Origin of the sequence: Leucobacter salsicius M1-8, from assembly GCF_000350525.1 — a bacterium.
GTDB classification, from domain to species: Bacteria; Actinomycetota; Actinomycetes; order Actinomycetales; family Microbacteriaceae; genus Leucobacter; species Leucobacter salsicius.
The window spans coordinates 26,848-50,617 of record NZ_AOCN01000007.1 but is presented as its reverse complement, the minus strand read 5'-3'; the positions used below and the strand labels follow the sequence as shown (position 1 = coordinate 50,617).

The window sequence follows — 23,770 nt, the reverse complement described above, 5'->3', positions numbered from 1 at the left end:
CGGCCGCCCGGGCAAATTTCGGTGGGGCGACCGGTGCTCGTGATGCCAGAGTCCGCGTCAGCTTCAGGCTGCCTCAGGTCAGGCCGCGACGCCGCTTAGCACTTGGCGGCCTTTCGGCGGCGCGTGAACAAGATCAGTCCGGCGGCAATCAGGGTCAGCGCGGCCACCGCACCGAGCATCGGGGATTCCGCACCGGTCGCCGCCAAACCGGACTGTTTCGCCGAGGTGCTGGGCTTTGGAGTCTCAGGCTTCGTTGGCGGGGTGGGCGGCGCTGACGCCTCGGCGACCGTCAGCGTGTTGGTGCTGAGGGTGACGGGCGCATGCTGGGCATCGCCGCCGTAGCTTGCCGACACCGAATACTTGCCCGCGGGAAGCGGTGGCACCTGGATTGTCGCGGAGCCATCGACGAGCGGCTGGGTCTGCGTGATCGCGTCCGCCTTGACGGGAGAACCCGCCAAGAAATTGCCGGTAAATCGGTGCTGCGTGAGAAGGTCGGGATTGGACGAAACGTCAGCGAGCGAATCGCCCTCAACTTGGAACGAAATCGTGCCCGTCGGCGTGCCCGCGGTGGCCCGTGCGGTGATGGTGATGGGGTCGTCGGCGCGCGGAGCCTCTGGAGTTGTTGTGAGCGCAAACTCTGAGACGATCGGGGTTACCTCAACGGACTCAGCCTGCGAACTGGAATTCAGGTATCTACCGTCACCCGAATAGTTCGCAGTGATTGTCGAGGTACCCACGGGGAGCGAGGACACCTCAAGCGTCGCGACGCCGTTGGTGACCTTGCCTGTGCCGATCGAGCTGCCGGCGGCGGTGAAGTCGACGCTGCCGGTGACGTTGGTTGCGCCGTCGGCAGCGACCGTGGCTGTCAGCTCGAGGGGACTGCCCGCCGTGACTGACGACGCGGAGGTTTTGAGTGACAGCGCGGTCGGTAACTTGGCGACGGTGAGCACGGTCACTTGTGAAGTCGAATAGGTGTGGTCCGTTGATCCGCTGTAGCGAGCCGTGATGTCGTAGTCACCAAGTGCGAACCGTTGATTGGTGAGGGAAGCGGCACCTCCCACGAGGGGTGCGGAACCCAGAGAAGCACCATCGGCAAAGAACTCGACGGTGCCATGTACCTCAACGGGATCACCCGAACTATTGGTTGCGGTCACAGAAGCTGCAATGTCGATGGCATCCTCGGGCGTGGTCGTGGACTGTGAAACTCCGACCGATGTTTCTGTGGCTGCCTGGGCGACCACAAACGGCACGCCCATGGATGCCGAGCCAGCATAGTAGTCATCACCCGAATAGGTGGCGAAGACACCGTGGCTCCCCGCCGTGAACCGTTGACCACTGAGGATGGCGGTGCCGTCGGTGATGGGGGCGGTGCCGAGTGTGATGCCGCCTCGCGTAAACGTCACGTGCCCGATTGCATCGATTGGGGCGACCGTCGCTGTAATGTCGATTGAATCGCCAAACGTGGGGGTACTAGCGGGTGGGCTTATTGTCGTCGTCGTGCTCAGCGGGGCAAGAGAGTAAGAAGACGTGGGAGCACTTGAGGCCCGATGATTATCGTCGCCAGCGTACTCAGCGCTGAATAGATGCTTCCCCGCGGGAAGCCCTTTTGCGGTAAACGTTGCATAGCCGTTTGAGACATTGGCAGTACCAATAACGGATCCATGATTCTTGAAAGTTACGTGACCTGTCGCACCTAAGGGCAACACCTTGGCTTGCAGGTATGTGTTGCTGCTGTTGCCCTGGCCAGACATAAAGACGGAGAGACCGGTGGTGGACGCGGCCTTGGCCACCTGAACGGCTACGCCGGGCGACGTGGACAGTGCGTGTTGCGCGTCTCCCGTGTATTTGGCCGTTACAGAGTGGTTGCCTGCGGGCAGCTTTGCCGCGGGGAAAGTAGCCGTCCCGCTGCCGAGCGTGGCCGTGCCCAACACGTCGCTGCCTTGCATGAAGACGACGGAGCCGGTTGCCGACGTAGGACTGACGGTTGTGGTGAAAGTTGTTGAATCACCGAACGTGGAATTGGTCGAAGACGCAACGAGTGACGTCTGCGTTGTGATTGGATCGACCGTGAGAGTTCTAGCGCTTGACGTTGAGCTTTTATGGGTGCTGTCACCCGAGTAAGCTGCGGTCAGTAGGTGGCTGCCCACTGCGAACTTCTGCCCGCGAAGGACAGCGACCCCATCAGAAATGGCTACCGACCCAGTTCTTTGTCGGCATCGGCAAAGGTGACGGTGCCAGCCGCAGCGCTCGGCTCTACAGTCACGGTGAGGTCTGTGATGTCGCCAGCGGTGGAAGTCACAAGCGACGTCGTGGTTTGCGCTTGAACTGGCAGCTGGGTGATAGTAATTGGTTCGAATCCGACGGAGCTATCGGCGCTGTCGTTGTTTCCCGAATACCGTGCATAAATCTGGTAGGTCCCCTGCGGGAGGGTCACTGTCGTGATGTCTGCCGTTCCCTGCATGCTGACATTTGCGCTACCGAGCTGCACTTGGCTCCAGTCAGGGAGGCTATAGGAATAGTGGACGCGTCCGCTGAGGTCTTTACTCTGAGAGGCCACCTGGCAAGTCAAATCAATTGGAGTACCGACCGGTGCGGTGATCACAGAACTTGCGCACTTCAAAGTCGAATGATGCCTAATCCGAAACGTGACATCGAATTCAAACGGGGTGCCGGTTGGATCCACAGCTCGTATGCGAAAAGTATCAATGACGCCGAGAGTTTCGTGTGGCTCCGCAGGAGGCACAATGAAATTCAGCGTGCCCTGTGGGGTGAGGGATGCTGTGCCATGCAAAGGATCTGTGACGAGTTGGAAGGCAGAGGCGCTAGCGAGTTCAGGGAGCACCCAGAGGTACACCGTGTTTTCAGAGCTGAAGCCCACAGTGGCTGAGTACATTGGCGCGGCCTGAGCGGGGGCGGCGGTAACGATGCCACCGGTGACAAGTGCGAGCGCCACAATAACACTCGTAAGAAACTTACGCATGAGAAAATCTTAGACTACGTACGCGTAATGGCAGCAACGGAGAACCCAACTTTCTGCGCATGGAGTCCGTGACGGCAGCCATCCCAAAAACGCACGAGGCGGGCTAAACCTCCGGAGAGATCCAGCCCGCCTCGTGCGTGGAAACGCGAGTTACTTCGCGACGCCCGGGTGGGTCATCGAAAGCAGGTCGAGAGCCTTGTCGAGGTCAGCCTCGGTCAGCTCGCCGCGCTCGACGTAGCCGAGATCGATGGTCGCCTCGCGCACGGTGATGCCCTTGGCAACCGAGTGCTTGGCAATCTTCGACGCAGCCTCGTAGCCGATGAGGCGGTTGAGCGGGGTGACGGTCGAGGGGCTCATACCCGCCAGTGTCGCCATGCGCTCAATGTTGGCCTCGAGGCCCTTGATCGTCTTATCGGCGAAGACGCGCGACACGTTCGACAGCAGACGAATCGACTCGAGCAGCGCGGTGCCCATGACGGGAATCATCACGTTGAGCTCGAAGTTGCCGCGAGCGCCGCCCCAGGCGATGGTCGCGTCGTTGCCGATAATGCGCGCGCACACCATGAGGGTCGCCTCGGGAACCACGGGGTTCACCTTGCCGGGCATGATCGACGAGCCGGGCTGCAGGTCGGGGATGTGCAGTTCAGCGAAGCCCGTGTTGGGGCCCGAACCCATCCAGCGCACGTCCTCGGCGACTTTGGTCAGCGACACGGCGATGGTGCGCAGCGCGCCCGATGCCTCGACGAGACCGTCGCGGTTGGCCTGTGCCTCGAAGTGGTTGCGTGCCTCGGTGATGGGCAGGCCGCTCGATGCTGCGATCTCGGCGATGACCTTCTCGGGGAAGCCGAGGGGGGTGTTGATTCCGGTGCCCACGGCGGTGCCGCCCTGGGGAACCTCAGCCACTCGGGGAAGGGCAGCGTCGATGCGCTCGATGCCGTAGCGGATCTGAGCGGCGTAGCCACCGAAGACCTGGCCCATGGTGACGGGGGTGGCATCCATGAGGTGGGTGCGGCCCGACTTTACGGCGTCCTTCCACAGCTCTGCCTTCTCCTCGAGCGCCTCAGCGAGGTGCGCGAGCGAGGGCTTGAGCTGCTCGATGAGCGCGCCCGTGACAGCGATGTGCACCGAGGTGGGGAACACGTCGTTCGACGACTGCGAAGCATTGACGTGGTCGTTCGGGTGCACGGGAGCACCGCGGTGCTTGGTCGCGAGCGCGGCCAGCACCTCGTTCATGTTCATGTTCGACGACGTGCCCGAGCCGGTCTGGTACGTGTCAACGGGGAACATGTCGTGGTGGTTGCCAGCGATGATCTCGTCGGCGCCCGCGACGATCGCGTCAGCGATGTCCTGGTCAAGAATGTTCAGCTCAGCGTTGGCAATTGCTGCTGCGCGCTTGATACGTGCGAGTGCCACGATCTGGGCGGGCTCCAGGCCCGAGCCCGAGATCGGGAAGTTCTCAACGGCACGCTGCGTCTGTGCTGCGTACAGCGCGTTCTTGGGAACACGCACCTCGCCCATAGTGTCGTGCTCGATGCGGTACTCGATGTCGCTCATGTCTTCCTTTGTTTGAGGGGATAAAGCTTGTGCTGAGTGGATGAAGCGGTCTAGAAAATCTGAAGCGGCTAGTCGAATTCGGCGAGCGCGATGTCGAGCATGCCCACCGAGGTGACGGGAGCCACTCGACCATTATCGAGCTGATACTGGCAACCGACAATTCCGAGCTCGCCAGACGCCACGGCCTCGCTGAGCACTCGTGACGAGCGCAGCAGCTGATTGATCGTGGTCACGAGGTGACGGCGGCCCACTGCGTTGGCATCAATCTGATCCGGATCGACATAGGGGGACTCGCGGCGGGTCTTGAACCACACCTGCTGCACCGCGGGCTGAATCAGCGCGAGTTCATCGCGGATCGCCGGAGTGACCTCTGTTGGGTGCGCGCTCGTCTGGTCGATCGCCGCGGCGACGGCGCCGCAGGAGTCGTGCGCGAGCACAACGATGACGGCGGCACCCAGCACTGCGACGCCGTATTCGAGCGTCGCCACCATGTTCATGTTGGCGACCTGGCCGATGTTGCGGGCGACAAAGAGGTCGCCCAAGCCACAGTCAAACAGCATCTCTGCTGCGACGCGCGAGTCAGCACACCCGAGGAATGCCGCGTCGGGGGCCTGGCCTCCGGCGAGTTCGTGGCGGCGATCGGTGTCCTGATTACTGTGCCGGAGCGTGTCGTTCATGAAACGCTCGTTGCCAGCGGCCAGCGCATCCCATGCCTGCTGCGGGGTCAACCGGGTCTTGGTCACTTCGTGCCGTCCTCAGTGTTCAGTGAACGTGCAACCTCTGAGGCGAGCACGCGCAGATTGCCGGGGGAGTCGGTGCCGTACACGAGAATCGTGTCGCCGTTGATTTCTCCCTCGAGCCCAAAGCGCATGTTGCTCGAGTCGGGGCTGCGGTTCTGGTGGTCATAAACGGTCCAGGTTACCCCGCCGAGTTCTTCGGTTCCGGTGGCGTTCTGCTGTTCGAGATTGCGGGCGATCCACACCTCATCGACGGGTGCGCCGTCGGCGGTGAATCCCTGCGCCACTGCGGCAAAAGCTTCGTCGGCGGTCGTGTAGTTGATCTGCCACGAGGTGACATCACCGTTGCGCCGCAGCTCGGCCTGCTTCGCCTTCCACCCTTCGGGGACGACGGGGGCGGCCAACGTGCGGCCCGCGCTCGGGGCAGCGGCCTCGGCGAGCTGGGCGACGTCGACTGAGAGGTCTGAGTAGACGTCGGTGCCTCGCGGTACCGCGAGCGCCATCACCAAAACCAACCCGAGGCACACGATGAGTGAGAACACCAGGTTGTTGACGGTTTTGCGCTTCTTGTACAGATACGAGTCGGTGGCCTTGCGGTGCGCCGTCTCGGCGGCAGTTTCGGGCCGGCCAAGCTCGGCCACAATTACGGGCGCTTTGGTCTTCTTAGCCATAACTTAGGAGTCAAGCCCCGTCGTCGAATCGGCGGCATCTTGCTGTGCCCCGCGTCGTGCGGTCTCGAGGCGCTGGCGCGCACCGAGCAGCCACTCTTCGCAGCGTGCAGCAAGGGCCTCGCCGCGCTCCCACAAAGCGAGGGACTCCTCGAGCGAAATGCCACCCTGTTCGAGCCGCCCAACGACCTGGATAAGTTCGTCTCGGGCCGCTTCGTAGCTCAGGGACGCCTGATCCGGGGTCACAGTCTCTGCCATGTACCCCAGCATACCGCTCACCCCTGACAGCCTCCGGTAGGGGCTAACGTGCGACCGCGTCGACGTGGCCGTCCGCGACGGTGAGACGCAGCGGGGTCTGCGCCGGGGCGTCAGCGGGCCCACGCACGACGTCGCCCGGAACGCCCGACGCATCAACAACCTGCGCGATCGCGTAGCCGCGCTCGAGCGTGGCCTGCGGGGAGAGCGCCCTCAGGCGGGCCCGGATCTCGCCGAGCGTCTGCGCCCGCTCGGATACGGCGCGATCAGCCAGCTCGGCCCCGCGAGCCGCCCAGCGCACGAGCTCGTCGGCGCGCTCATCGATGCCGCGCTCGGGCTGGGCGAGCACGGGGCGGGCACGAAGCTGCATGATCCGGTCGGTCTCGTGCGCAATGAACTGCCCGAGCCGGGCGCTCATGCGGGCGCGAGCCTGATCGAGCCCCGCGAGCTCCTCGCCGACATCGGGCACGACGCGCTTCGCGGCGTCGGTGGGGGTGGACGCACGCAGGTCGGCCACCTCGTCGAGCAGCGGGCGGTCGGCCTCGTGGCCGATCGCGCTGACGATCGGGGTGGTCGCTGTCGCCGCGGCCCGCACGACGCGCTCATCGCTGAAGGGCAACAGATTTTGAAAGTCGCCGCCACCGCGGGCGACGATGATGACATCGACCTCGGGGTCGCGGTCCAGCGCCTCGATACCCGCGGTCACCTCGGCGGCGGCGCGGTCGCCTTGCACCGCGGCGTAGTGGATCTTGAACTGGACGCCGGGCCAGCGCAGTGTCGCATTGCGCACCACATCCTTTTCGGCGTCAGAGTCGCGGCCTGTGACGAGGCCAATGAGTCCCGGGAGAAACGGCAGGGGGCGCTTACGTTCCAGCGCGAATAGTCCCTCGGCCTGGAGCTGCTTGCGCAGCCGCTCGAGGCGCTCGAGGAGCTCGCCGAGCCCGACGTGCGACAGGTCAAACACCTGCACGGTGAGCGACCCGCCCTTGACCCAGAAGTTGGGTTTCACGAGGGCAATCACACGGTCGCCTTGCGAAAACTCGCTCGAGAGGCGCTGCGCGACCGAACGCCAGACGGTGAAGCTGACGGTGGCGTCCTGGCCGAGATCCTTGAGCTTGCCGTACACGTGGCCACCGCGCACCTGCCACTGGGTGATCTCGCCCTCCACCCACACCTGGCCCAAGCGATCGACCCACGCGGCGATCTTCTCGCTCATGAGGGCGACGGGCCACGGGGTGTCGCGGGTCGCGGGGGAGTTTGCTGCCTCAGCCATGTGCGTAAGCCTAGCTTTAGCCACCGACGTCGAGGCTCGCCAGCACCCACGTTCATCCCCGACGCTCTGACCCGATGCACAGACCCGACGCGTAGACTCGAGGCCATGACCGTGACTGCTCAGACCCCGAACCCGCGCACCCTTGGTGCGCCCGTTGTGAGCCTGGCGATGCCGCGTGTGCGCCGCCAGGAAGGTCGACTTAAGAATGTTCCGGTGTCAGGCGAGAAGCGCGTGCTGCTCGCCGCGCCGCGTGGCTACTGCGCCGGAGTCGACCGCGCCGTCGTCGCGGTAGAGAAGGCGCTCGAGCGCTACGGCGCGCCCGTGTACGTGCGTAAGCAGATCGTGCACAACGTGCATGTAGTGCGCACACTCGAAGAGATGGGCGCAATCTTTGTCGAGGAGGTCGACGAGGTGCCTGAGGGCGCCAACGTCGTGTTCTCGGCGCACGGTGTGTCGCCGGCCGTCGTGAGCGAGGCCGACGATCGCGGCCTGCACGCAATCGACGCGACGTGCCCGCTGGTCACCAAGGTGCACCGCGAGGCGGTGCGTTTCGCACGCCAGGACATGGAAATTCTGCTGATCGGCCACGAGGGGCATGAAGAGGTCGAGGGCACGGCTGGCGAGGCTCCGGATCACGTCACCATCGTCAACTCACCCGCCGACGTCGACACGCTTGAGGTGAAGGACCCCGACAACCTCGTGTGGCTCTCGCAGACCACGCTTTCGGTTGACGAGACGATGGAGACCGTGCGCCGGCTGCGCGCGAAGTTCCCGAACCTGCAGGATCCGCCGAGCGAGGACATTTGCTACGCGACGCAGAACCGCCAGGGCGTCATCAAGGAGATCGCGCCGAAGGCCGATCTCGTGCTTGTCATCGGTTCGCGTAACTCCTCAAACTCGGTGCGCCTCGTGGAGGTCGCGCTCGAGTATGGCGCCAAGGCGGCATACCTGGTCGACTACGCGAATGAGGTTAAGCAGGAGTGGCTCGACGGCGTAGAGACGATTGGCGTTTCGAGCGGTGCTTCGGCCCCCGAGGTGCTGGTGCAGGAGCTGCTCGACGATCTCGTTGACGCGGGCTACGAGAACATCCAGGCGGTCATGACCGCTGAGGAAGACCTCGTGTTCTCACTGCCCAAGGAGCTGCGCCAGGACGCGTCGGGCAACACCGACGCGCGAGCTCTCGGCGGCCGCGTCCGCTAACGCGCGTTCACTCACTCCGGAGAATCCAACAAGACAGGACGAATCGTCTTGGATTTCTCCGGAGTGAGTGATATTTCGGGAGCTGTTCCGGCGCCTCACTACGGTTCGCTGACGCGCGCGATCAACTCGGTGAGCAGCGCCTCGGCGACCGGCGCGGGAAGCAGCTCCACGAGCGCCATGAGCGGTGCCATGTTGCCCGGCAACGAGGAGCCTCCCGCGCCCGCGACCCGGAGGATGAGCCAGGCCACGCGGGGACCGGGGACCCGGGAACGCACGGCCGCGCTCCCGTAACCCAGAAGTTTGAGCGCCCCCAGCTCGAGCCACGGGTTCGCCGCTGGCTTGCCGCGCACCGCATCTGCCGCGGTGCGCATGGCTGTGATGAGGCCAGCCAGTGTGCCCTCGGTCACCGGGGTTATCGTGAGGTGCACACTGTGGGGCAGCCGCACTCCGTTCGCCTGGGTGAACCCGGGCTGGTGCTGCAACCGGTAGCCAAGGCGTGCCATTTCGTCGGCCAGGTGATGCGGGTCGACTTGCTCGCTCGGCGGCACCGACTCATCGGCGACGAGCGCTACGGCGGGCCCGGTCGGGGAGCCCCAAATGGCGAGGCCAGGAATTCCGGGCCGCGCTGACCAGGCCTCGCGTGAACCCTGCACTGCCGCGACGATGGCCGAAACGCTGCGCACACACGATTGCGTGAGATCAGCGAACCCGTCGTCGCCGAGCCTGCGAGTGATCGCCCACGCGGCCGCAAGCGGCGAGGCCGACCGCGACCCCAAGAGCGTGGGATTGACCACCGGATACCCCGGCCAACGCGTCGTTGCAAAGAACTGCGCGCGGTGTCGCACTCTGCCACGATGCAGCAGCACCGATACCCCCTTCGGGGCATACCCAAACTTGTGCAGATCGGCGGACATGCTCGTGACGCCGGGAACCCGAAAGTCCCACAGAGGGAGTCCGGGCCACCACGGCAGCACGAGCCCGCCAAAGCAGGCGTCAACGTGGCACGATATGCCCCGGGCCTTCGCCGCCGCCGCGACCTCGCCGACCGGGTCAAGGAAGCCGCTCGGATACGCGGGGGCTGAGACGACCACGAGCGCGACATCGCTTCCCAACCGGGAGACGATGTCGGCGGCCGCGACCGAGCCGTCCGGCTGGCACGGGACGCCATCGAACTCGAGGCCAAAGGCCAGGGCGGCCTTGCGAAATGCCGCGTGCACGGTTTCGGGGGCAACGATGCGAGGCATGGGTCGCCGCACAGGATCGTCAGTCTGCTGTCGCGCACGCCACAGGTCTCGGGCCGTCTTCACCGCCAGCAGACAGCTCTCGGTTCCACCGCTGGTGACGCTGCCGACAACGGGGCCGCCATCGAACGGGCGACGAAGGGCACCGCCGAGCGCTCGCCGCATGAACCGGACGAGGTCGCCCTCCATTGCCGCGATAGAGGGGAACGCGGTGGGATCTAGCCCGTTCACCGGGCGTGCGAGCTCGGCGGCAGCGCCCGCGAGCGCATCGAGCTCTGCGCGACCGGAGTCGTACACATACGACAGAAGGCGGCCACCGTGCGTAGGGGCGTCCCGCTCGCGAAGGCGCCAAAGCTCCGCGAGGATCTCTTCGCTGCGGGAGCCCAACGCGGTCGGGCCATTAGGCGTCACGAGAGCTCTCCCGCCGTAGGTGATGCCGCCGAGGTGATGTCGGACTCCCGCAGTCGGTACCGGGTGAGGGCCGCGAGACTCACCACCATGAGCAGCGCGGGGACGACACTGAACGAGAGCGCAATGCTCACAACGGCGCTCGCCGGCTGCGACACCGATGCGCCGGCGACAGACTCGATGTAGCCCGACGCCGCCAACATCACCGTGAGGATCGTCGCGCCCAGCGCCATTCCCGCGGTCTCACCCGCCGTCCACACTCCGCCGAACACCCCGGCCCGGCCTGCCTGACCGCTGCGACCGTCGCGGCCCTCGCGCGCGTCAGCATCGTGGCCGATGACGTCGGGCAGCATCGCCATCGGGAGGGACTGCATGCCTGCGTAGGCTGCGCCGGCGAGCGCTACCGGGGCGAGGATCCACCACCCGGGTACCCAGATCATGGCGGTCAACACGATGGCCGCCACGAGAAACAGCGTGCTGGCGAGGCGAAACGCGCGCTCCTTGCCGACGCGCTCGGCAAGCTTGCCCCAGAGTGGGGCGACAAACAGTGCAGGTGCAATGAGCGCCGCGAACAGCGGGGTGACGGCGCCCTCATCTCCGAGAATCCAGCGAGCGACGAACTGAGCGCTCGCCAGCATCATGCCGGTCGCGAGCCCCTGCAGCACAAACGTCAGTAGGAGCGCCCGAAAGGGCTGACTTTCGCGCAGTGCCGCAAGCCCGTCGCGGTAATGCGACAGCGTGAAGACTCTGCTTGCGTTGGTGGCACCAGGGACCGCCTCACCGAACCCGCCGCCCCGTGGAGCCACAGTGGACGCGATCGAGAGCCCCACCCCGAGTACGACCGCCGCAACAACGCCCATCGTGAGATAGCCGGCGAAGGCGTTGTCGGGGAACAGCCCGCGGAGCTCTGGCCCGCCCGCCCCAAATAGCAGGATCGCAAAGGTCAGCACGACGACGCGCCAGGTGAGCAGTCGAGTGCGTTCGTTGTAGCCATCGGTGAGCTCGGCGGGCAGCGCAATGTAGGGCACCTGAAACAGGCTGAAGCAGGTGGCCGCGGCGACAAATGCGACGAGCACCCAGCCCGCCGCCAGCGGGGGTGAGAGTCCGGGTGGCACCGCAAAGGTGAGGGCGAATGCGACGGGGAGGCCAATGGCGCCCACGAGCATGGGGCCGCGCCGTGATCCGGAGCGTGCAAGCGCGCGGTCGCTCAGCGCACCAATCACCGGGTCAATGAGCACGTCCCACACCTTGGCGAGCGTGATGATGCCGCCCGCCACGAGGGCGGCAATGCCGAGGGAGTCGGTCATGTAGTACACGAGCACGAGGCCGGGCAGCGTCGCAAACCCGCCCGTGCCGAGGGAGCCCGCGGCATAGCGCGCAATCACGCTACGCGGGAGGCGTGCTGGAGAGGAGTTCGTCGTTGAATCCATGGGCACAGGCTATCTTGAGCCACCGACATCGCAGCGGCGGCGCGCACGCACAGATGCGAGCACCCGCAAACCACAGCGGCCTGGGCTCCTCGAAATCGAGAAGCCCAGGCCGCCAACGAGCGCCGTGATTACGGCTGCATCGTGCGCATGTACTCAAGCATCTTGTCGAGCGACCCATTGGGATCGGTCTCAAACTGCTGCATGATCTCGGGTGCACCCGCGAGCATCGCGATCGCGGGAAGAATCGCCACGATCAGCACCGCAATGACGCCTGCGGTGAGCGGCACCCAGAACGCCAGCTTGCCCGCGCGCATGCGCTGGATCGAGAAGATCAGCGTCACCGCAAACAGCGCAAGCACCACGATCCCGCCGATCGTGCCGAGCGGCCCGACCCACGATGCGAGTGTGGCGTGATCGAGACCGATCATCGTCGCGGTCAATCGAATCTGCGATTCGAGCGCGAACAGCGACTGCACCATACTGAGCGTCGAGAGCCCACCCAGCACCAGCAGCCCGATCGTGAACACACGATCAACCATGCGGGGCCTCGGGGCGCCCGGCACCTGCGCGGCCGCGCGCGGCGCGGCGGCCGGCGCATCTGCGCGATAGGGGGAACCTGGCGTGCTGGGTTGCTGGGGGCCGGTGCCGGCTGCACCGGTGCCAGCTGCGCCAGCGGTTCCGGATCCGGAACTCTTGCCTGCGCGTGCGCCCGTAGCGGACTTCGCGCCGCCGCGCTTGGGCAGGCCAGCGCCGAGATTATGAGGCACACCGGGGAGCGTGGGGCTCGCCGCGGGGGCCGCTGCTGCGCCGGATCCGCCGTGGGCCGGGGAAGTTGAGCTGGTGCCCGAGGCTGCGTTGGCGACCTCAGGCTTCCACTCCCAGCCCTCGGGCGCGAGCTCCCCAAACGCGGGACGCGGGCGCTCTGCCGGGGCGGGTGTCGCGGGCTGCTCAGGAGTCGGCTGCGGTGACGCAGCAGGCTCCTGCGGGGTGGCCGGGCCGTCCGTCACTACGCGCTCACTGACTTGCCGGCCGAGCCGAGCTGCTCAGCGGCGAGGGCGATGCGAGCGGCCATACCGGACTCTGCGACCCTGCCGTAGGCGCGGGGGTCGTACTGCTTCTTGTTGCCGACCTCGCCGTCGATCTTGAGCATGCCGTCGTAGTGCTTCATGACAAAGTCGACGACGGGACGCGAGAACGCGTACTGGGTGTCAGTGTCGATGTTCATCTTGATGACACCGTTACGCACGGCCTCGGCGATCTCCTCTGCCGACGAGCCCGAGCCGCCGTGGAATACCAGGTCGAGGGGCTTCGCTGCGGTGCCGTACTTTGCGGCGAGGCCTGCCTGAATCTCTGCGAGCAGCTCGGGGCGCAGCTTCACTCCACCGGGCTTGTACACGCCGTGCACGTTGCCGAAGGTGAGGGCGGTAAGGTAGCGACCCTGCTCGCCGAGGCCGAGCGCCTCGACCGTGGCGATGCCGTCTTCGAGGGTCGTGTAGAGGCTGTCGTTGATCTCGTTCACGATGCCGTCTTCTTCACCACCGACGACGCCGATCTCGACCTCGAGGATGATGCCGGCCGCAGCCATGCGGGGCAGCAGTCCCTTCGCGATCTCCAGGTTCTCGGCGAGGGGCACAGCGGAGCCGTCCCACATGTGCGACTGGAAGTAGGGCAGGCCGTCGCCGTTCTTCACGCGATCCTCGCTGGCGGCGAGCAGCGGCAGAACAAAGCCGTCCAGGTGCTCCTTGGGGCAGTGATCGGTGTGCAGGGCGACGGTCACGTCGTAGGCCTTGGCGACCTCTTCGGCATACTTGGCGAACGCCAGTGCACCACCGATGCGGTTCTTGACAGTGTGACCAGCGAAGTAATCGGCGCCGCCGAAGCTCACCTGAATGATGCCGTCGGACCCGGCCTCAGCGAAACCCTGCAGGGCAGCGTTAAGGGTCTGCGAGCTGGACACGTTCACCGCGGGGAACGCGAAGGCTCCGGCTTTTGCGGTGTCGAGCATTGCTGCGTACTGTTCCGGGGTTGCAACGGCCATTGAAGGGCTCCTTGGGTTGTGAGGGTGTGTCGACTACGCCACAGATTCCATTTAGCACGGTTCGGCGCTGGACCGCGTTTGCACAACAGTCTACGCGGTAGACTTGAGCCCATGACTGAACCACGATCTCTTGGCGATTGGCAGCCCGACCGTAACCTCGCAATGGAATTGGTGCGAGCGACTGAGGCGGCAGCAATGCGGGCGACGCCTTGGATCGGACGCGGCGACAAGAATGCGGCCGACGGCGCGGCAGTCGACGCTATGCGTCGCTTCCTCTCCACCGTCAACATGAACGGCACCGTCGTGATCGGTGAGGGCGAGAAGGACGACGCTCCCTGGCTCTACAACGGCGAGCAGGTTGGCAACGGCGAGGGCGCGGAGTGCGACGTCGCGGTTGACCCGATCGACGGCACGCGCCTCGCTGCCGAGGGACGCCCCGGCGCGCTCTCGGTGATCGCAGTGGCCGATCGCGGCAGCATGTACGACCCCTCGGCCGTGTTCTACATGGACAAGCTCGTGTGTGGCCCCGAGGGCGTTGGCGTTGTCGACATCAACCGCCCCATCGGCGAGAACATTCGTGCGCTGGCTCGCGCCAAGAACGTTGACGTGTCTGACATTCGCGTTGCCGTACTCGACCGCCCCCGCCACGAGCAGCTCATCACTGACATTCGTGCGGCTGGCGCCGGTACTCGCCTCATCATGGACGGCGACGTCGCTGGTGGCGTCAACGCGGCTCGCTGGGATTCACGCATCGACATGTGCGTTGGCATCGGTGGCACGCCCGAGGGCATCATCACCGCGTGTGCTGTGAAGGCACTCGGCGGTGTGATCCAGGGACGCCTGTGGCCCAAGGACGACGAGGAGCGCGAGCGCGCCCTCGCCGCCGGCCACGACCTCGACCGCGTGCTCGAGGCCAACGACCTCGTTGCCAGCGACAACTGCTACTTCGTGGCCACTGGCATCACCTCGGCCGACTTCGTCGACGGCGTGCAGCGCCGCGGCCCGTTCGTGCGCGCCGAGAGCATCGTCATGCGTGCCCACTCGGGCACCATCCGCCACGTCATCAGCGACATGGATCCCACGCGCTGGAACTAATTTCGGCGTATGCCCCGCGGCACTAGCCGTACCAACACTTCACCCCCGGTGCTCGATCGAGCACCGGGGGTGAAGTGTTTCTGGGGGTCGAAGCGAATACCTCGGATGCGGCTATGCGTTCTTGGCCTCGAACAGCTCATCGAACCCGAGCGACGACTGGCCGAGTGACGGTTCCGACACCTCTACCTCGGAAGGCGCGTCCTCAAGTATCGCGACCTCGAGTGTCTCCACCTGGCGCAACGAACGCTCGACGGCGCGGGTGCGCACGCCCGCCTGCTGCACCGTGTTTTGGGCGGTGGCCAGCTGCTTCTCGAGCTTGTCCCAGACCTGACCATACTTCTGGAACTCGGCCTTGGCCGCGCCCAGCACCTTCCACACTTCAGAGCTTCGCTGCTCGATTGCGAGCGTGCGAAACCCGAGCTGGAGACTGTTGAGGAGCGACATGAGTACTGTGGGGCCGGCGATCGTGACCTGATAGTCGAGCTGGAGCTTGCTGGCGAGGCCGGGTCGACGGATGGCCTCGGCGAAGAGCCCCTCTGTCGGCAGGTACATGATGGCGAAGTCGGTGGAGAACGGCGGGTGGATGTACTTGTCGTGGATCAGCTTCGCCTGGGCCAGAATGACCTTCTCGACGGTGCGTCCCGCGGCCTCGATCGCTTCCTTATCGCCGGTCTCCTGCGAGTCCAAGAGTCGCTCGTAGTCCTCCTGCGGAAACTTCGAGTCGATCGGCAGCCACACGGGCACGTTGTTGTCGTCGCGGCCCGGCAGCTTGACCGCGAACTCGACGCGCTCGGCTGAGTCGGGGCGCACGGCCACGTTTTCCTGATACTGCTCTGGGGTAAGCATGTCTTCGAGCTGACGTGCAAGCTGCACCTCTCCCCAGCTGCCGCGGCTCTTCACGTTTGTGAGCACGCGCTTGAGCCCGCCCACGTCTGAGGCAAGCGTCTGCATCTCGCCGAGACCCTTCTGCACCTGCTCGAGCCGGTCGCTCACCAGCTTGAACGACTCGCCCAGGCGCTTCTCGAGCGTGCCCTGCAGCTTTTCGTCGACGGTCTCCCGCATTTTCTCGAGCTTGGCTTCGTTGCCCTGACGGAGCTTCTCGAGCTCCCCGCCCAGTGTGAGGCGCAGCTTGTCGAGTTCCTCGCGCTGGCCGAGCTGCATCTTCTCGAAGCGGGCCTCGATGGAGCGCATGAACTCCATCTGCGCCTGCATGGTCGCCTGTGACGATGCATGCATCCGGTCGTTTAGCCCGGCGAGTGAGCGCTCAATGAGTTCGCGTTGCTCGAAGCTCGCGTTGGCGCGGGCTTCACGGTCGCGCGCGAGCTCCTCGGCCTGTGACGTGGCGACGGCATGCAACCGGGCATCCAGCTGCTGCTGCCCGGTCGCCATGGCCTGGCCGAGTTCTCCTCGAAGCCCACCAAACTCCTGGCGTAGCTCGGGGCCAAGCGAACTGGGGCCCGCAAACGTGCCAGCTGCTCCATGTTTCGTGCGCACGATAACGATCACCAGCAGGGCAATCAGGAGCAGCGCGTTGACCGCGAGCAGGGTGATGACGAGGGCATTCATAGGAGTCCCGGCCTTTCGAATTGATGTCGCGTCAACGCTATCGGCGACCACCGACAACGGTCGGTGGCAGGGGCCGGTGGCAACGCTTCGAGACGATGGCCGCGAGTATGAAAACTCCCTGATCCGGCGCTTGAATGTACCGGATCTAGGCAGCGCAGCGAGGCTACAGCTTGAGCGGGATCGCCTTGAGCGCGTGGAGCTTGACGCCCGTGGCCTTCACGAGTTCAGCGATGTTCGCGGCACCGTGGCGTCTGGCCGCGTCGATCACGATTGCGGCGCAGGCCTCGGCGTCGGCGCTCGCATTGTGGTGTGCGAACTCGCCGTATCCGGCGGCCGCGGCGGCCAAAGGGAGGCGGTGCGACGGAATATCGTACGTCTTGCGCGAGACCTGCACGCTGCAGAGATAGCGCAGCTTGGGGATGGGCGTGATGGTCTCGGCACAGGCCGAACGGATCACACCCATGTCGAAGCTGGCATTGTGGGCCACTGCGACATCGTCGCCCAGGAAGTCGCGCAGGTCGTCCAATTGTTCAGCCCACTCGCGGGCGTGCTCGACCATCGCGGGGGTGATGCCGTGGATCTTGATGTTGAAGTGCTGAAACTCGGCGTGCGAGGCGGGCGGCTTGATGAGCCAGTCAGCGCGCTCGACCACCTGCCCGTCGCGCACCCGCACCAGCCCTACCGAGCACGCTGAAGAAGCGTGTCCATTGGCGGTCTCGAAATCGATGGCGGTGAAGTCTACGGGCACAGCTCCAGCGTGCCATACAGAACCGACACCCAGCTCCAAGGGATACCGAAATGTCCAGGAGATGAGATCTACCCACGTCGGTGGTTCGGTGTAACACTAACTACATCCGCATTTGTACCGGCGTTGGATCCAGACGCGAAGGAGCGTACTCATGATTCCCGAGATTAACTATTGGGCGGTCGCCGTGGCGACGCTATCAACAATGATTGTCGGCGCAATTTGGTATACGCCAAAGGTGTTCGGCAACGCATGGATGCGCCTCGCGAAAGTGTCACCGGGAAGCGGTGCGTCTGCCGTCGGCCCAATCCTCGTGACGCTCGTCGTGAGCTTCATCACATCGTGGGTGCTCGCTGGCGCGATTTGGATCGCCTACGCCTTCTACGGAGGTTCGTTTCTTGTCGCGGCGCTGCTCACCGGAGTGTTGCTCTGGGCAGGACTCACTGCCGCCCGGTTCATCACGCACGACGCGTTTGAAGGGCGCCCGCCTGCGCTCACCGTTATGAACTGTGCGCATGAACTCGTCACGATCGTGGTGCTCTGCTTCGTGATTGGGATCTGGCCACCAGCGGGATGATCCGGATCAGCGCGCCCGGGCTGCGATCTGACGGCTCAAACGGCCCAAATGCCTTCCGGCGCCCGCTCTCGGGCGTGGGAAGGTAGAATGATCCCTCGTGGCTCTAACTATCGGAATCGTGGGACTGCCCAACGTTGGCAAGTCGACCCTGTTCAATGCTCTTACGCACAACGACGCGCTCGCAGCGAACTATCCGTTCGCCACGATCGAGCCGAACGTTGGCGTCGTCAACCTACCTGACCCCCGGCTCAACAAGCTCGCTGAGATCTTCGGTTCGGAGCGCCTGCTGCCCGCACCCGTCAGCTTCGTCGACATCGCCGGCATCGTGCGCGGCGCGAGCGAGGGTGAGGGGCTCGGCAACCAGTTCCTCGCCAACATTCGCGAGGCCGACGCCATCGCTCAGGTCGTGCGCGGCTTCTCAGACCCCGACGTCATTCACGTCGACGGTGACGTGAACCCCGCGAGCGACATGGAGACGATCAACACCGAGCTGATCATCGCCGACATGCAGACCCTCGACAAGGCCCTCGTGCGCTTTGAGAAGGAGCTCAAGAACCGCAAGATCGATGCGTCGGTCGTCGCGACCGCGAAGGCTGCACGCGCCGCGCTCGATGAGGGCAAGCTGCTGTCGCAGACCGACATCGACCTCACGGAGATCAGCGAGCTCGGCCTGCTGACTGCTAAGCCGTTCCTCTACGTCTTCAACGTCGACGAGGATGTGCTCCAGGATTCCGCGCGCCTCGAGGAGCTTGCTGCCCTCGTAGCGCCCGCAAAGGCGATCTTCCTGGACGCCAAGATCGAAAGCGAGCTCATCGAGCTTGATGAGGAAGACGCCGCCGAGATGCTCGCATCGATCGGTCAGGAAGAGAGCGGCATCAGCCAGCTCGCGCGCGTGGGCTTCGACACGCTTGGCCTGCAGACGTACCTCACCGCAGGCCCCAAGGAGGCTCGCGCCTGGACGATCCCGAAGGGTGCAACCGCCCCGCAGGCCGCCGGCGCGATCCACACCGACTTCGAAAAGGGCTTCATTAAGGGCGAGATCATCTCGTTCGAAGACCTGGTCGAGACCGGATCGGTGGCTGAGGCTCGTGCCAAGGGCAAGGCCCGCATGGAAGGCAAGGAATACATCATGCAGGACGGCGACGTCTGCGAGTGGCGGTTTAACGTCTAGGACGTTGATCGATTGCAGCACCCCTTCACGATTTGGTGGAGGGGTGTTTTGCTTGTGGGTCTGGCTCTCCTGCAACGAGAAATAGGTGCTCGCTGAGACATTGTGACCCGAGTCGATACCGAGTTCAGCGGTGCCTAACGGGAACTTCCGATTTCACAGCTCCAACATGGCGTCCGCGACGTCGCCGGCAGCCGAGTCGGGAATTGCTGTTGAGGCGTCATCGAGTACAAGGAGCCGTGCGCCAGGGATCTGCCGGGCAAGTGCCTCACCGTTGCCGAGTGGAAAGAACGGGTCTCGACGACCATGTACGACCAGCGTGGGCATCGCGAGTGAGCTGAGGCGCTCCCGCCAGCGCGGCTCGCAATCGAGTCTGGAGAACATAGTCCCTAACTGATTAGCCATGTGGATAGCGGGCGATGCGCTTGGGGTGCGGTCCCAGGTGCGTGCGGTGACCGCTCTCGCCGCGCTGGGATCGTTGCCGAGAATGCTCGCACCGGCAGCCATGTACTCCGTGACGGCGTCACGATCGGCCCAGGCGGGGGCCGTCCGCGAGAACAGGCGGCCCATCGTCGCTTCATCGTGGTCGGGTAGGTCGTCGTCGTCGACCGGGCCCGGTGCGACGGGGCGCGTTCCGATCAGGGTGAGCGCCGAGAACACCTCAGGGTGATCAAGCGCGGCAACTTGAGCCACCATCCCTCCGACTCCAATTCCCTCTAGATGAACGCTGCGGCTGCTGAATTCTCGAGCAAGAGCTGCGGCATCGGATGCCAGGTCGCGCAGCGTGCACGTCGGCTTCATAGGGTCGCCGGTGGTCGACTCGCCGGAATCGCGCAGATCATAACGAACGACGTGCCGACCGCCGCGCGCGAGGTGCTCGCAGAGCGCGTCTGGCCAGGAGAGCATGGTCGTTCCTCCTACGCACATAACCGGCGGCGCGGTCTCGTCGCCGAAGTACTCGACCCCGAGTGTCACGCCGTTCGTCTCGTGAGATGCCATGCCGAGCCCCGTTCACTTAGTGGATCAACATCACGACAATGATTGTGACGACGAGCGAGATCGTTCTCGATCAGCACCCCGTGGCGCCCGGTAATGGTAGTGACCGGGTCGGTGTCACTCATAGCCCGATGATACGCCGGAGCCTCGTTCGCGCGCATTCAGCATCTTGGAGGTGCCCGGAACCCGGGCCGTACTGGTTTGATAGCTTTCGGGAAGGGCTGATCTTGCGCGACTACCGTGTGCGAGGTGGCTCCTGTTCAATTGACGCATGCGTAGCGCCGCTACGAAAATCAGGAGATGAAGACAATGAGTGAGAGCAACCATAGATGACTTTCTACTCATTCCATTTGGCTCACATGCCTCTGCGTATGGCAATAGGTGGGCTCCTGCGGTCTCCGAAGTATCCCGGGCTTCGCCACATTGAAGTGCTCGCCGGGATGGAGTTGGGAGCGGCGATCGTTTCCCCCTCACCGGATGCAATTGCGGCGGATTGCCGTCTTCGCAGAGTGGGAAGACGAATCAGCGCTTGTTGATTTTCTCGCCGAGCACCCGTTCGGTCGCAAATTGAGTGCAGGCTGGCATGTCAGGCTCGAGTTTCTGCGCCGCTGGGGAGAAGTGCGTGAATTCTCCCAATTGCCCAACGTGGGGGAGCGAATGCGACAGGAGGAACCTGTGGTCGCGGTGACATTGGCTCGAATGCGCCTGTTCGAACTGCCTCGATTCATACGGTGGGGTCGCCCAGTCGAATGCCAGATTCGTGACCATCCGGAGGCAACGCTGGCCATGGCGGCCATCCGTTTGCCAAGGACGGTGTCGACGTTTTCGATCTGGACCAGTACTCGAGCGATGACAGGCATGGTCTTTGGCAATGACGATGGAGCATCTGCTCGTCGTCATACTGAAGCGATGACCGAGCGCGAACGTCGAGATTTTCACCACGAGTTTACGACGTTGCGATTCAGGCCACTGTCAGAGCACGGCTCGTGGAACGGTCATTCTCACTACATTCCGTGGCCTTAGTTATGTCTGCGGTCGTGTCCTTGAGCGCAACAAAGGTCGCAGGCGTTCGCGTTGAACAATCTCGGCCCTCGCCTGGGAGCGTGCGTTCCGCCTGCTAGTCCTCTTTGACCGGCGGCGCCGACGATAACCCCTCGTCGAGCCCGCGACGACGCAGCTCGGCTCGGGCCCGGTCAAGACCCCCATGTTCGAGGGCAGCGAGCGAGGTGTGACCGGTCCACACGTGCCGCCCGAACCGATGCACGCGCACGGTGAGGTCACCGGCGAGATGCTCCAGATCGCCGGCCACATTGCGGTGTTCGCTCGGTAACGGCACGGGCAACACAAACGCCTGATCCATGGGTGCCGACGCCTCGACCTCGATGCGCCACCCATAGCCGCGCCCCGACAGCGACCAGCGTTCGTCCGAAGTATGAGTCCGCACGGGGCTCACCACCGGATTTCCCAATCGCACGACCTTGCCATCGGGCAATTGCACGACGAGCGCCGTGACCTCCAGCCGCATTGGCCCAGCGGTGACGATTCCGCCAGCGAAGGCCACACACGCGCCGGGCTCCTCAAATCCCTGCGCTTGCCCCCACCACCAGGACTCGGGAAATCCCTCGCGGCCCCAATTCTTTTCGGCATACACGTCGGCGTCACGAAATTCCCAAACCGTGTCGCCCAGCACGGCCGATCCGGAAGCCTTGCCACCCAGCAGCCACGGATGCCAATACTGATTCAGGCCCGGCACCATGTGGAAGACGCTCGAACTGCCCAGCATGCGGTGCGGCCAGGGGCGTAAGCCGTGGAACTCGGCTTCGAGGCGGGCGTCGTCGCCCAGGTTGACGCGAAGACGCTGCGCATCTGCTGCGAACGCGGCTGTGTGTGTGCCAGCGCCGGTGCCGCCTCGCACGCCAAGCCGATCCGGATCAGTCCAAGCTCCGTCTCGCGCTTCAGCGCGCAGGAACCCAGCGGGCCATGCGGCCAGCCCGATCGTGGCCCAGGGGCCCTGGGGCCCCACGTTTGCACCGCAGAGTGCAATGATGACGCGTCCCGTGTCGGGGTCAGTGATGCGCCAGAAATAGCCCTCCATCGCGACGCCGTGATGTGCTCGCGTGGGGCGGCCGAACAGGGGGTCGGCCCCCGTTGCGCGGTACTGCTTGAGCCATGCCATGATTCAGTACAGCACAGGGCATGGCCTTCGTCGAGCCGTGGATCGCCATAGGCTGGTGCGATGACGACGCACCAGGCAGTTCAGGAGTCCGCAGCAATCCGCCGGGCCCGGCACGACGACCTCGCCAGCGCCGCGGACACCCTGGCCGAGGCGTTTGCCGATTACGCCTGGACGCGCTGGGTGATCCCTGAGCACGACTACTCAGCTCGCCTGCGCGAGCTGCAGGAGCTCTATCTGCGCCACGCACACGCGCACGGCGTCGTCCTGGTGACCGAGGATCTTGCGGGCGTCATCGCCTTGCTGCCGCCAAACGCGCCGGATCCCGATGCGGCGGTGATGCAGCGCATCATCGCGCTGCACGGCGACCGCCTCCCGCGGCTCGCTCAGGGCGAGACGAACGAACCCGACGACGCGAGCGGTGACGCGTGGCGTCTCGAAACCATTGGCGTTTGTCGGGTACATCGCGGCCGCGGGGTGGGCGCGGCTCTGATCGCGCGGGGTCTCCAGCTGGCTGGTGAGGCCGGGGCCACTGCGGTGACCCTCGAGACCTCGGACGCGCGCAACGTGGCGCTGTATGAGCGGATGCAATTTCAGGTCGTGCATCACTCCACGCCCGCCGAGGGCCCGCCACACTGGTCCATGCGCGCGGAGTGCTGAGTCCCAGGGACCTGGAGCCCCCCGGTGCATACGAGCGGGGCTCGATCCGGCGATGTCGGTGGCTCGTGTGACCATACCGGCATGAACACAACATCTATCGCCGACGTCGCCGAACAGATTGTTCAAGATACTGTTTCGGCAATGGTCCAGCCCAATGCAGGTGAATGCCTCGCTTGCTACGTCTTACGTCAACTGAACACGTTTGGTTGTGACGGGAGTCACCGCTTCTCGCGAGCATTTCGTGACCTCACCGCACCCCGTGCGACCTCCCTCGAAGTCCGACTGGCCTCAATGGGGGCCTGCTGCTGTGATTGTGAAATCTACATGAACGCCTACGAGTCAGCCCAGCGAGATTGGGAGTCTCGGCCGCAGCCGCCGTGCTGCGGGGTGCGCCTCGGATCGACTCAACCCTGCGGAAATTGGGTACGGATCAGGAGGTACTACTAGTCCGGCTGGCGCTCGTGCGCTCACGATCATCGGTATGGTGAATGAAGCAATGCCTGCCTTCGGGCAGCCCCCACCGAATCAAGGACCGTGAGTGTTGTGACCGAATCAGTCGAAGCGGAATTTCCTCCCTGCCCCGAGTGCCAGGCTGAGTACACCTACGAATCGGGTGCGCTGCTGACCTGCCCCATGTGCGGCCACGAGTGGGCTGCGGCCTCCTCGGATGACACCGATGCCGACGCAGCTCAAGACGACGTCATCCGTGACGCCGTGGGCAACCCACTCGCTGACGGTGATGACGTCACCGTCGTTAAGACGGTCAAGATCTCGGGCGGCGGTGGGGGAGCCGTGAAGGCCGGCACGAAGGTGCGCGGCATTCGTCTGACGGCCGACCGCGGCGACGGGCACGACATCGACGCCAAGATTCCCGGAGTCGGCAAGATTCAGCTGAAGTCGAGCATCGTCAAGAAGCTGTAGCGATGCGACAGAATTCACATCGGCTTCTCGACAACCGCCGATACTTTAGATCAGACACCTGTAACTGACCCACGAGAGAGAACCC

At 64.6% G+C, this 23,770-nt stretch carries 23 protein-coding genes; 8 read left to right on the top strand and 15 right to left on the bottom strand.

Annotated elements, in window-relative coordinates:
• Positions 1–95 precede the first annotated feature (95 nt).
• The 7 genes from C795_RS16775 to xseA form a co-directional block, all read right to left on the bottom strand.
• Positions 96–2,147 carry an Ig-like domain-containing protein gene (locus C795_RS16775; RefSeq protein ID WP_083879093.1) on the bottom strand — a complete coding sequence of 684 codons (2,052 nt, stop codon included), beginning with the start codon at positions 2,145–2,147 and terminating at the stop codon, positions 96–98.
• A 44-nt stretch (positions 2,148–2,191) separates the two neighbouring features.
• Entirely contained in the window at positions 2,192–2,980 is a 789-nt protein-coding gene (locus C795_RS16770) for an Ig-like domain repeat protein (RefSeq protein ID WP_083879092.1), read from the bottom strand.
• A 150-nt stretch (positions 2,981–3,130) separates the two neighbouring features.
• Entirely contained in the window at positions 3,131–4,534 is a 1,404-nt protein-coding gene (locus tag C795_RS0101440; RefSeq protein ID WP_017791979.1) for a class II fumarate hydratase, read from the bottom strand.
• Positions 4,535–4,602: 68 nt separating this feature from the next.
• The gene (locus C795_RS0101435; RefSeq protein ID WP_017791978.1) at positions 4,603–5,277 is read right to left on the bottom strand and encodes a carbonic anhydrase; all 675 of its coding nucleotides are present in this window, start codon (positions 5,275–5,277) and stop codon (positions 4,603–4,605) included.
• Entirely contained in the window at positions 5,274–5,942 is a 669-nt protein-coding gene (locus tag C795_RS0101430; protein WP_017791977.1) for a DUF4245 domain-containing protein, read from the bottom strand. Before C795_RS0101430 ends, C795_RS0101435 begins: the two co-directional genes overlap by 4 nt.
• A 3-nt stretch (positions 5,943–5,945) precedes the next feature.
• Positions 5,946–6,197 carry an exodeoxyribonuclease VII small subunit gene (locus C795_RS0101425; RefSeq protein ID WP_033348809.1) on the bottom strand — a complete coding sequence of 84 codons (252 nt, stop codon included), beginning with the start codon at positions 6,195–6,197 and terminating at the stop codon, positions 5,946–5,948.
• 43 nt (positions 6,198–6,240) lie between these two features.
• The gene (gene xseA / locus C795_RS0101420; RefSeq protein ID WP_026139359.1) at positions 6,241–7,491 is read right to left on the bottom strand and encodes an exodeoxyribonuclease VII large subunit; all 1,251 of its coding nucleotides are present in this window, start codon (positions 7,489–7,491) and stop codon (positions 6,241–6,243) included.
• A gap of 81 nt (positions 7,492–7,572) precedes the next feature.
• Between xseA and C795_RS0101415 the strand changes: the two genes are divergently transcribed.
• On the top strand, positions 7,573–8,667 hold the full coding sequence (locus C795_RS0101415) for a 4-hydroxy-3-methylbut-2-enyl diphosphate reductase (RefSeq protein ID WP_017791974.1): 1,095 nt from the start codon (positions 7,573–7,575) through the stop codon (positions 8,665–8,667).
• Between the two features lie 98 nt (positions 8,668–8,765).
• Here C795_RS0101415 and C795_RS0101410 read toward each other — a convergent pair whose 3' ends face one another.
• From C795_RS0101410 to fbaA, 4 genes are all read right to left on the bottom strand, one after another.
• Positions 8,766–10,319: a pyridoxal phosphate-dependent decarboxylase family protein gene (locus C795_RS0101410; protein ID WP_017791973.1), complete on the bottom strand. Its 1,554-nt coding sequence runs from the start codon at positions 10,317–10,319 to the stop codon at positions 8,766–8,768.
• On the bottom strand, positions 10,316–11,746 hold the full coding sequence (locus C795_RS14785; protein WP_033348794.1) for an MFS transporter: 1,431 nt from the start codon (positions 11,744–11,746) through the stop codon (positions 10,316–10,318). The genes C795_RS0101410 and C795_RS14785 overlap by 4 nt, the downstream gene beginning before the upstream one ends.
• A 128-nt stretch (positions 11,747–11,874) precedes the next feature.
• Complete coding sequence (locus tag C795_RS0101400) at positions 11,875–12,753, bottom strand: DUF6264 family protein (protein WP_026139356.1); 879 nt, start codon at positions 12,751–12,753, stop codon at positions 11,875–11,877.
• On the bottom strand, positions 12,753–13,784 hold the full coding sequence (fbaA, locus tag C795_RS0101395; RefSeq protein WP_017791971.1) for a class II fructose-bisphosphate aldolase: 1,032 nt from the start codon (positions 13,782–13,784) through the stop codon (positions 12,753–12,755). The genes C795_RS0101400 and fbaA overlap by 1 nt, the downstream gene beginning before the upstream one ends.
• Before the next feature lie 111 nt (positions 13,785–13,895).
• On the opposite strand from fbaA, the gene glpX reads away from it, so the two are divergent.
• Complete coding sequence (gene glpX / locus C795_RS0101390) at positions 13,896–14,879, top strand: class II fructose-bisphosphatase (RefSeq protein ID WP_026139355.1); 984 nt, start codon at positions 13,896–13,898, stop codon at positions 14,877–14,879.
• Positions 14,880–14,990: 111 nt separating this feature from the next.
• Here the strand turns inward: glpX and C795_RS0101385 are convergent, their stop codons facing one another.
• Complete coding sequence (locus C795_RS0101385; RefSeq protein ID WP_017791969.1) at positions 14,991–16,445, bottom strand: DNA recombination protein RmuC; 1,455 nt, start codon at positions 16,443–16,445, stop codon at positions 14,991–14,993.
• Between the two features lie 163 nt (positions 16,446–16,608).
• Entirely contained in the window at positions 16,609–17,193 is a 585-nt protein-coding gene (locus C795_RS0101380) for a 3'-5' exonuclease (RefSeq protein ID WP_017791968.1), read from the bottom strand.
• Positions 17,194–17,344: 151 nt separating this feature from the next.
• Between C795_RS0101380 and C795_RS0101375 the strand changes: the two genes are divergently transcribed.
• Both C795_RS0101375 and ychF read left to right on the top strand, forming a co-directional pair.
• Positions 17,345–17,767 carry a DUF1761 domain-containing protein gene (locus C795_RS0101375; RefSeq protein WP_017791967.1) on the top strand — a complete coding sequence of 141 codons (423 nt, stop codon included), beginning with the start codon at positions 17,345–17,347 and terminating at the stop codon, positions 17,765–17,767.
• A gap of 97 nt (positions 17,768–17,864) precedes the next feature.
• Complete coding sequence (gene ychF / locus C795_RS0101370) at positions 17,865–18,938, top strand: redox-regulated ATPase YchF (protein ID WP_026139354.1); 1,074 nt, start codon at positions 17,865–17,867, stop codon at positions 18,936–18,938.
• A gap of 153 nt (positions 18,939–19,091) precedes the next feature.
• On the opposite strand, the gene C795_RS0101365 is transcribed toward ychF, so the two are convergent.
• Positions 19,092–19,934, bottom strand: a complete 843-nt coding sequence (locus C795_RS0101365) for an alpha/beta fold hydrolase (protein WP_017791965.1) — start codon at positions 19,932–19,934, stop codon at positions 19,092–19,094.
• Positions 19,935–20,408: 474 nt separating this feature from the next.
• On the opposite strand from C795_RS0101365, the gene C795_RS16765 reads away from it, so the two are divergent.
• A complete protein-coding gene (locus tag C795_RS16765; RefSeq protein WP_232225401.1) occupies positions 20,409–20,954 on the top strand; it encodes a hypothetical protein in 546 nt (181 codons plus the stop codon).
• Between the two features lie 94 nt (positions 20,955–21,048).
• Here C795_RS16765 and C795_RS0101355 read toward each other — a convergent pair whose 3' ends face one another.
• Positions 21,049–22,107, bottom strand: a complete 1,059-nt coding sequence (locus C795_RS0101355; RefSeq protein ID WP_017791963.1) for a tocopherol cyclase family protein — start codon at positions 22,105–22,107, stop codon at positions 21,049–21,051.
• Between the two features lie 60 nt (positions 22,108–22,167).
• On the opposite strand from C795_RS0101355, the gene C795_RS0101350 reads away from it, so the two are divergent.
• From C795_RS0101350 to C795_RS0101345, 3 genes are all read left to right on the top strand, one after another.
• Complete coding sequence (locus C795_RS0101350; protein ID WP_017791962.1) at positions 22,168–22,764, top strand: GNAT family N-acetyltransferase; 597 nt, start codon at positions 22,168–22,170, stop codon at positions 22,762–22,764.
• An 81-nt stretch (positions 22,765–22,845) separates the two neighbouring features.
• Positions 22,846–23,211 carry a DUF2695 domain-containing protein gene (locus C795_RS17780; RefSeq protein ID WP_157486903.1) on the top strand — a complete coding sequence of 122 codons (366 nt, stop codon included), beginning with the start codon at positions 22,846–22,848 and terminating at the stop codon, positions 23,209–23,211.
• Positions 23,212–23,307: 96 nt separating this feature from the next.
• Positions 23,308–23,685 carry a zinc ribbon domain-containing protein YjdM gene (locus C795_RS0101345; RefSeq protein WP_017791961.1) on the top strand — a complete coding sequence of 126 codons (378 nt, stop codon included), beginning with the start codon at positions 23,308–23,310 and terminating at the stop codon, positions 23,683–23,685.
• The last annotated feature ends 85 nt before the right edge of the window (positions 23,686–23,770 follow it).

Excerpts from the sequence above, each read along its gene's own strand:
- C795_RS16770 (WP_083879092.1), bottom strand. The coding sequence starts at position 2,980 with ATGCGTAAGTTTCTTACGAGTGTTATTGTGGCGCTCGCACTTGTCACC.
- C795_RS0101440 (WP_017791979.1), bottom strand. The coding sequence starts at position 4,534 with ATGAGCGACATCGAGTACCGCATCGAGCACGACACTATGGGCGAGGTG.
- C795_RS0101430 (WP_017791977.1), bottom strand. The coding sequence starts at position 5,942 with ATGGCTAAGAAGACCAAAGCGCCCGTAATTGTGGCCGAGCTTGGCCGG.
- C795_RS0101425 (WP_033348809.1), bottom strand. The coding sequence starts at position 6,197 with ATGGCAGAGACTGTGACCCCGGATCAGGCGTCCCTGAGCTACGAAGCG.
- C795_RS0101415 (WP_017791974.1), top strand. The coding sequence starts at position 7,573 with ATGACCGTGACTGCTCAGACCCCGAACCCGCGCACCCTTGGTGCGCCC.
- C795_RS14785 (WP_033348794.1), bottom strand. The coding sequence starts at position 11,746 with ATGGATTCAACGACGAACTCCTCTCCAGCACGCCTCCCGCGTAGCGTG.
- fbaA (WP_017791971.1), bottom strand. The coding sequence starts at position 13,784 with ATGGCCGTTGCAACCCCGGAACAGTACGCAGCAATGCTCGACACCGCA.
- glpX (WP_026139355.1), top strand. The coding sequence starts at position 13,896 with ATGACTGAACCACGATCTCTTGGCGATTGGCAGCCCGACCGTAACCTC.
- C795_RS0101385 (WP_017791969.1), bottom strand. The coding sequence starts at position 16,445 with ATGAATGCCCTCGTCATCACCCTGCTCGCGGTCAACGCGCTGCTCCTG.
- C795_RS0101375 (WP_017791967.1), top strand. The coding sequence starts at position 17,345 with ATGATTCCCGAGATTAACTATTGGGCGGTCGCCGTGGCGACGCTATCA.
- C795_RS0101365 (WP_017791965.1), bottom strand. The coding sequence starts at position 19,934 with ATGGCATCTCACGAGACGAACGGCGTGACACTCGGGGTCGAGTACTTC.
- C795_RS16765 (WP_232225401.1), top strand. The coding sequence starts at position 20,409 with ATGCAATTGCGGCGGATTGCCGTCTTCGCAGAGTGGGAAGACGAATCA.
- C795_RS0101355 (WP_017791963.1), bottom strand. The coding sequence starts at position 22,107 with ATGGCATGGCTCAAGCAGTACCGCGCAACGGGGGCCGACCCCCTGTTC.
- C795_RS0101350 (WP_017791962.1), top strand. The coding sequence starts at position 22,168 with ATGACGACGCACCAGGCAGTTCAGGAGTCCGCAGCAATCCGCCGGGCC.
- C795_RS17780 (WP_157486903.1), top strand. The coding sequence starts at position 22,846 with ATGAACACAACATCTATCGCCGACGTCGCCGAACAGATTGTTCAAGAT.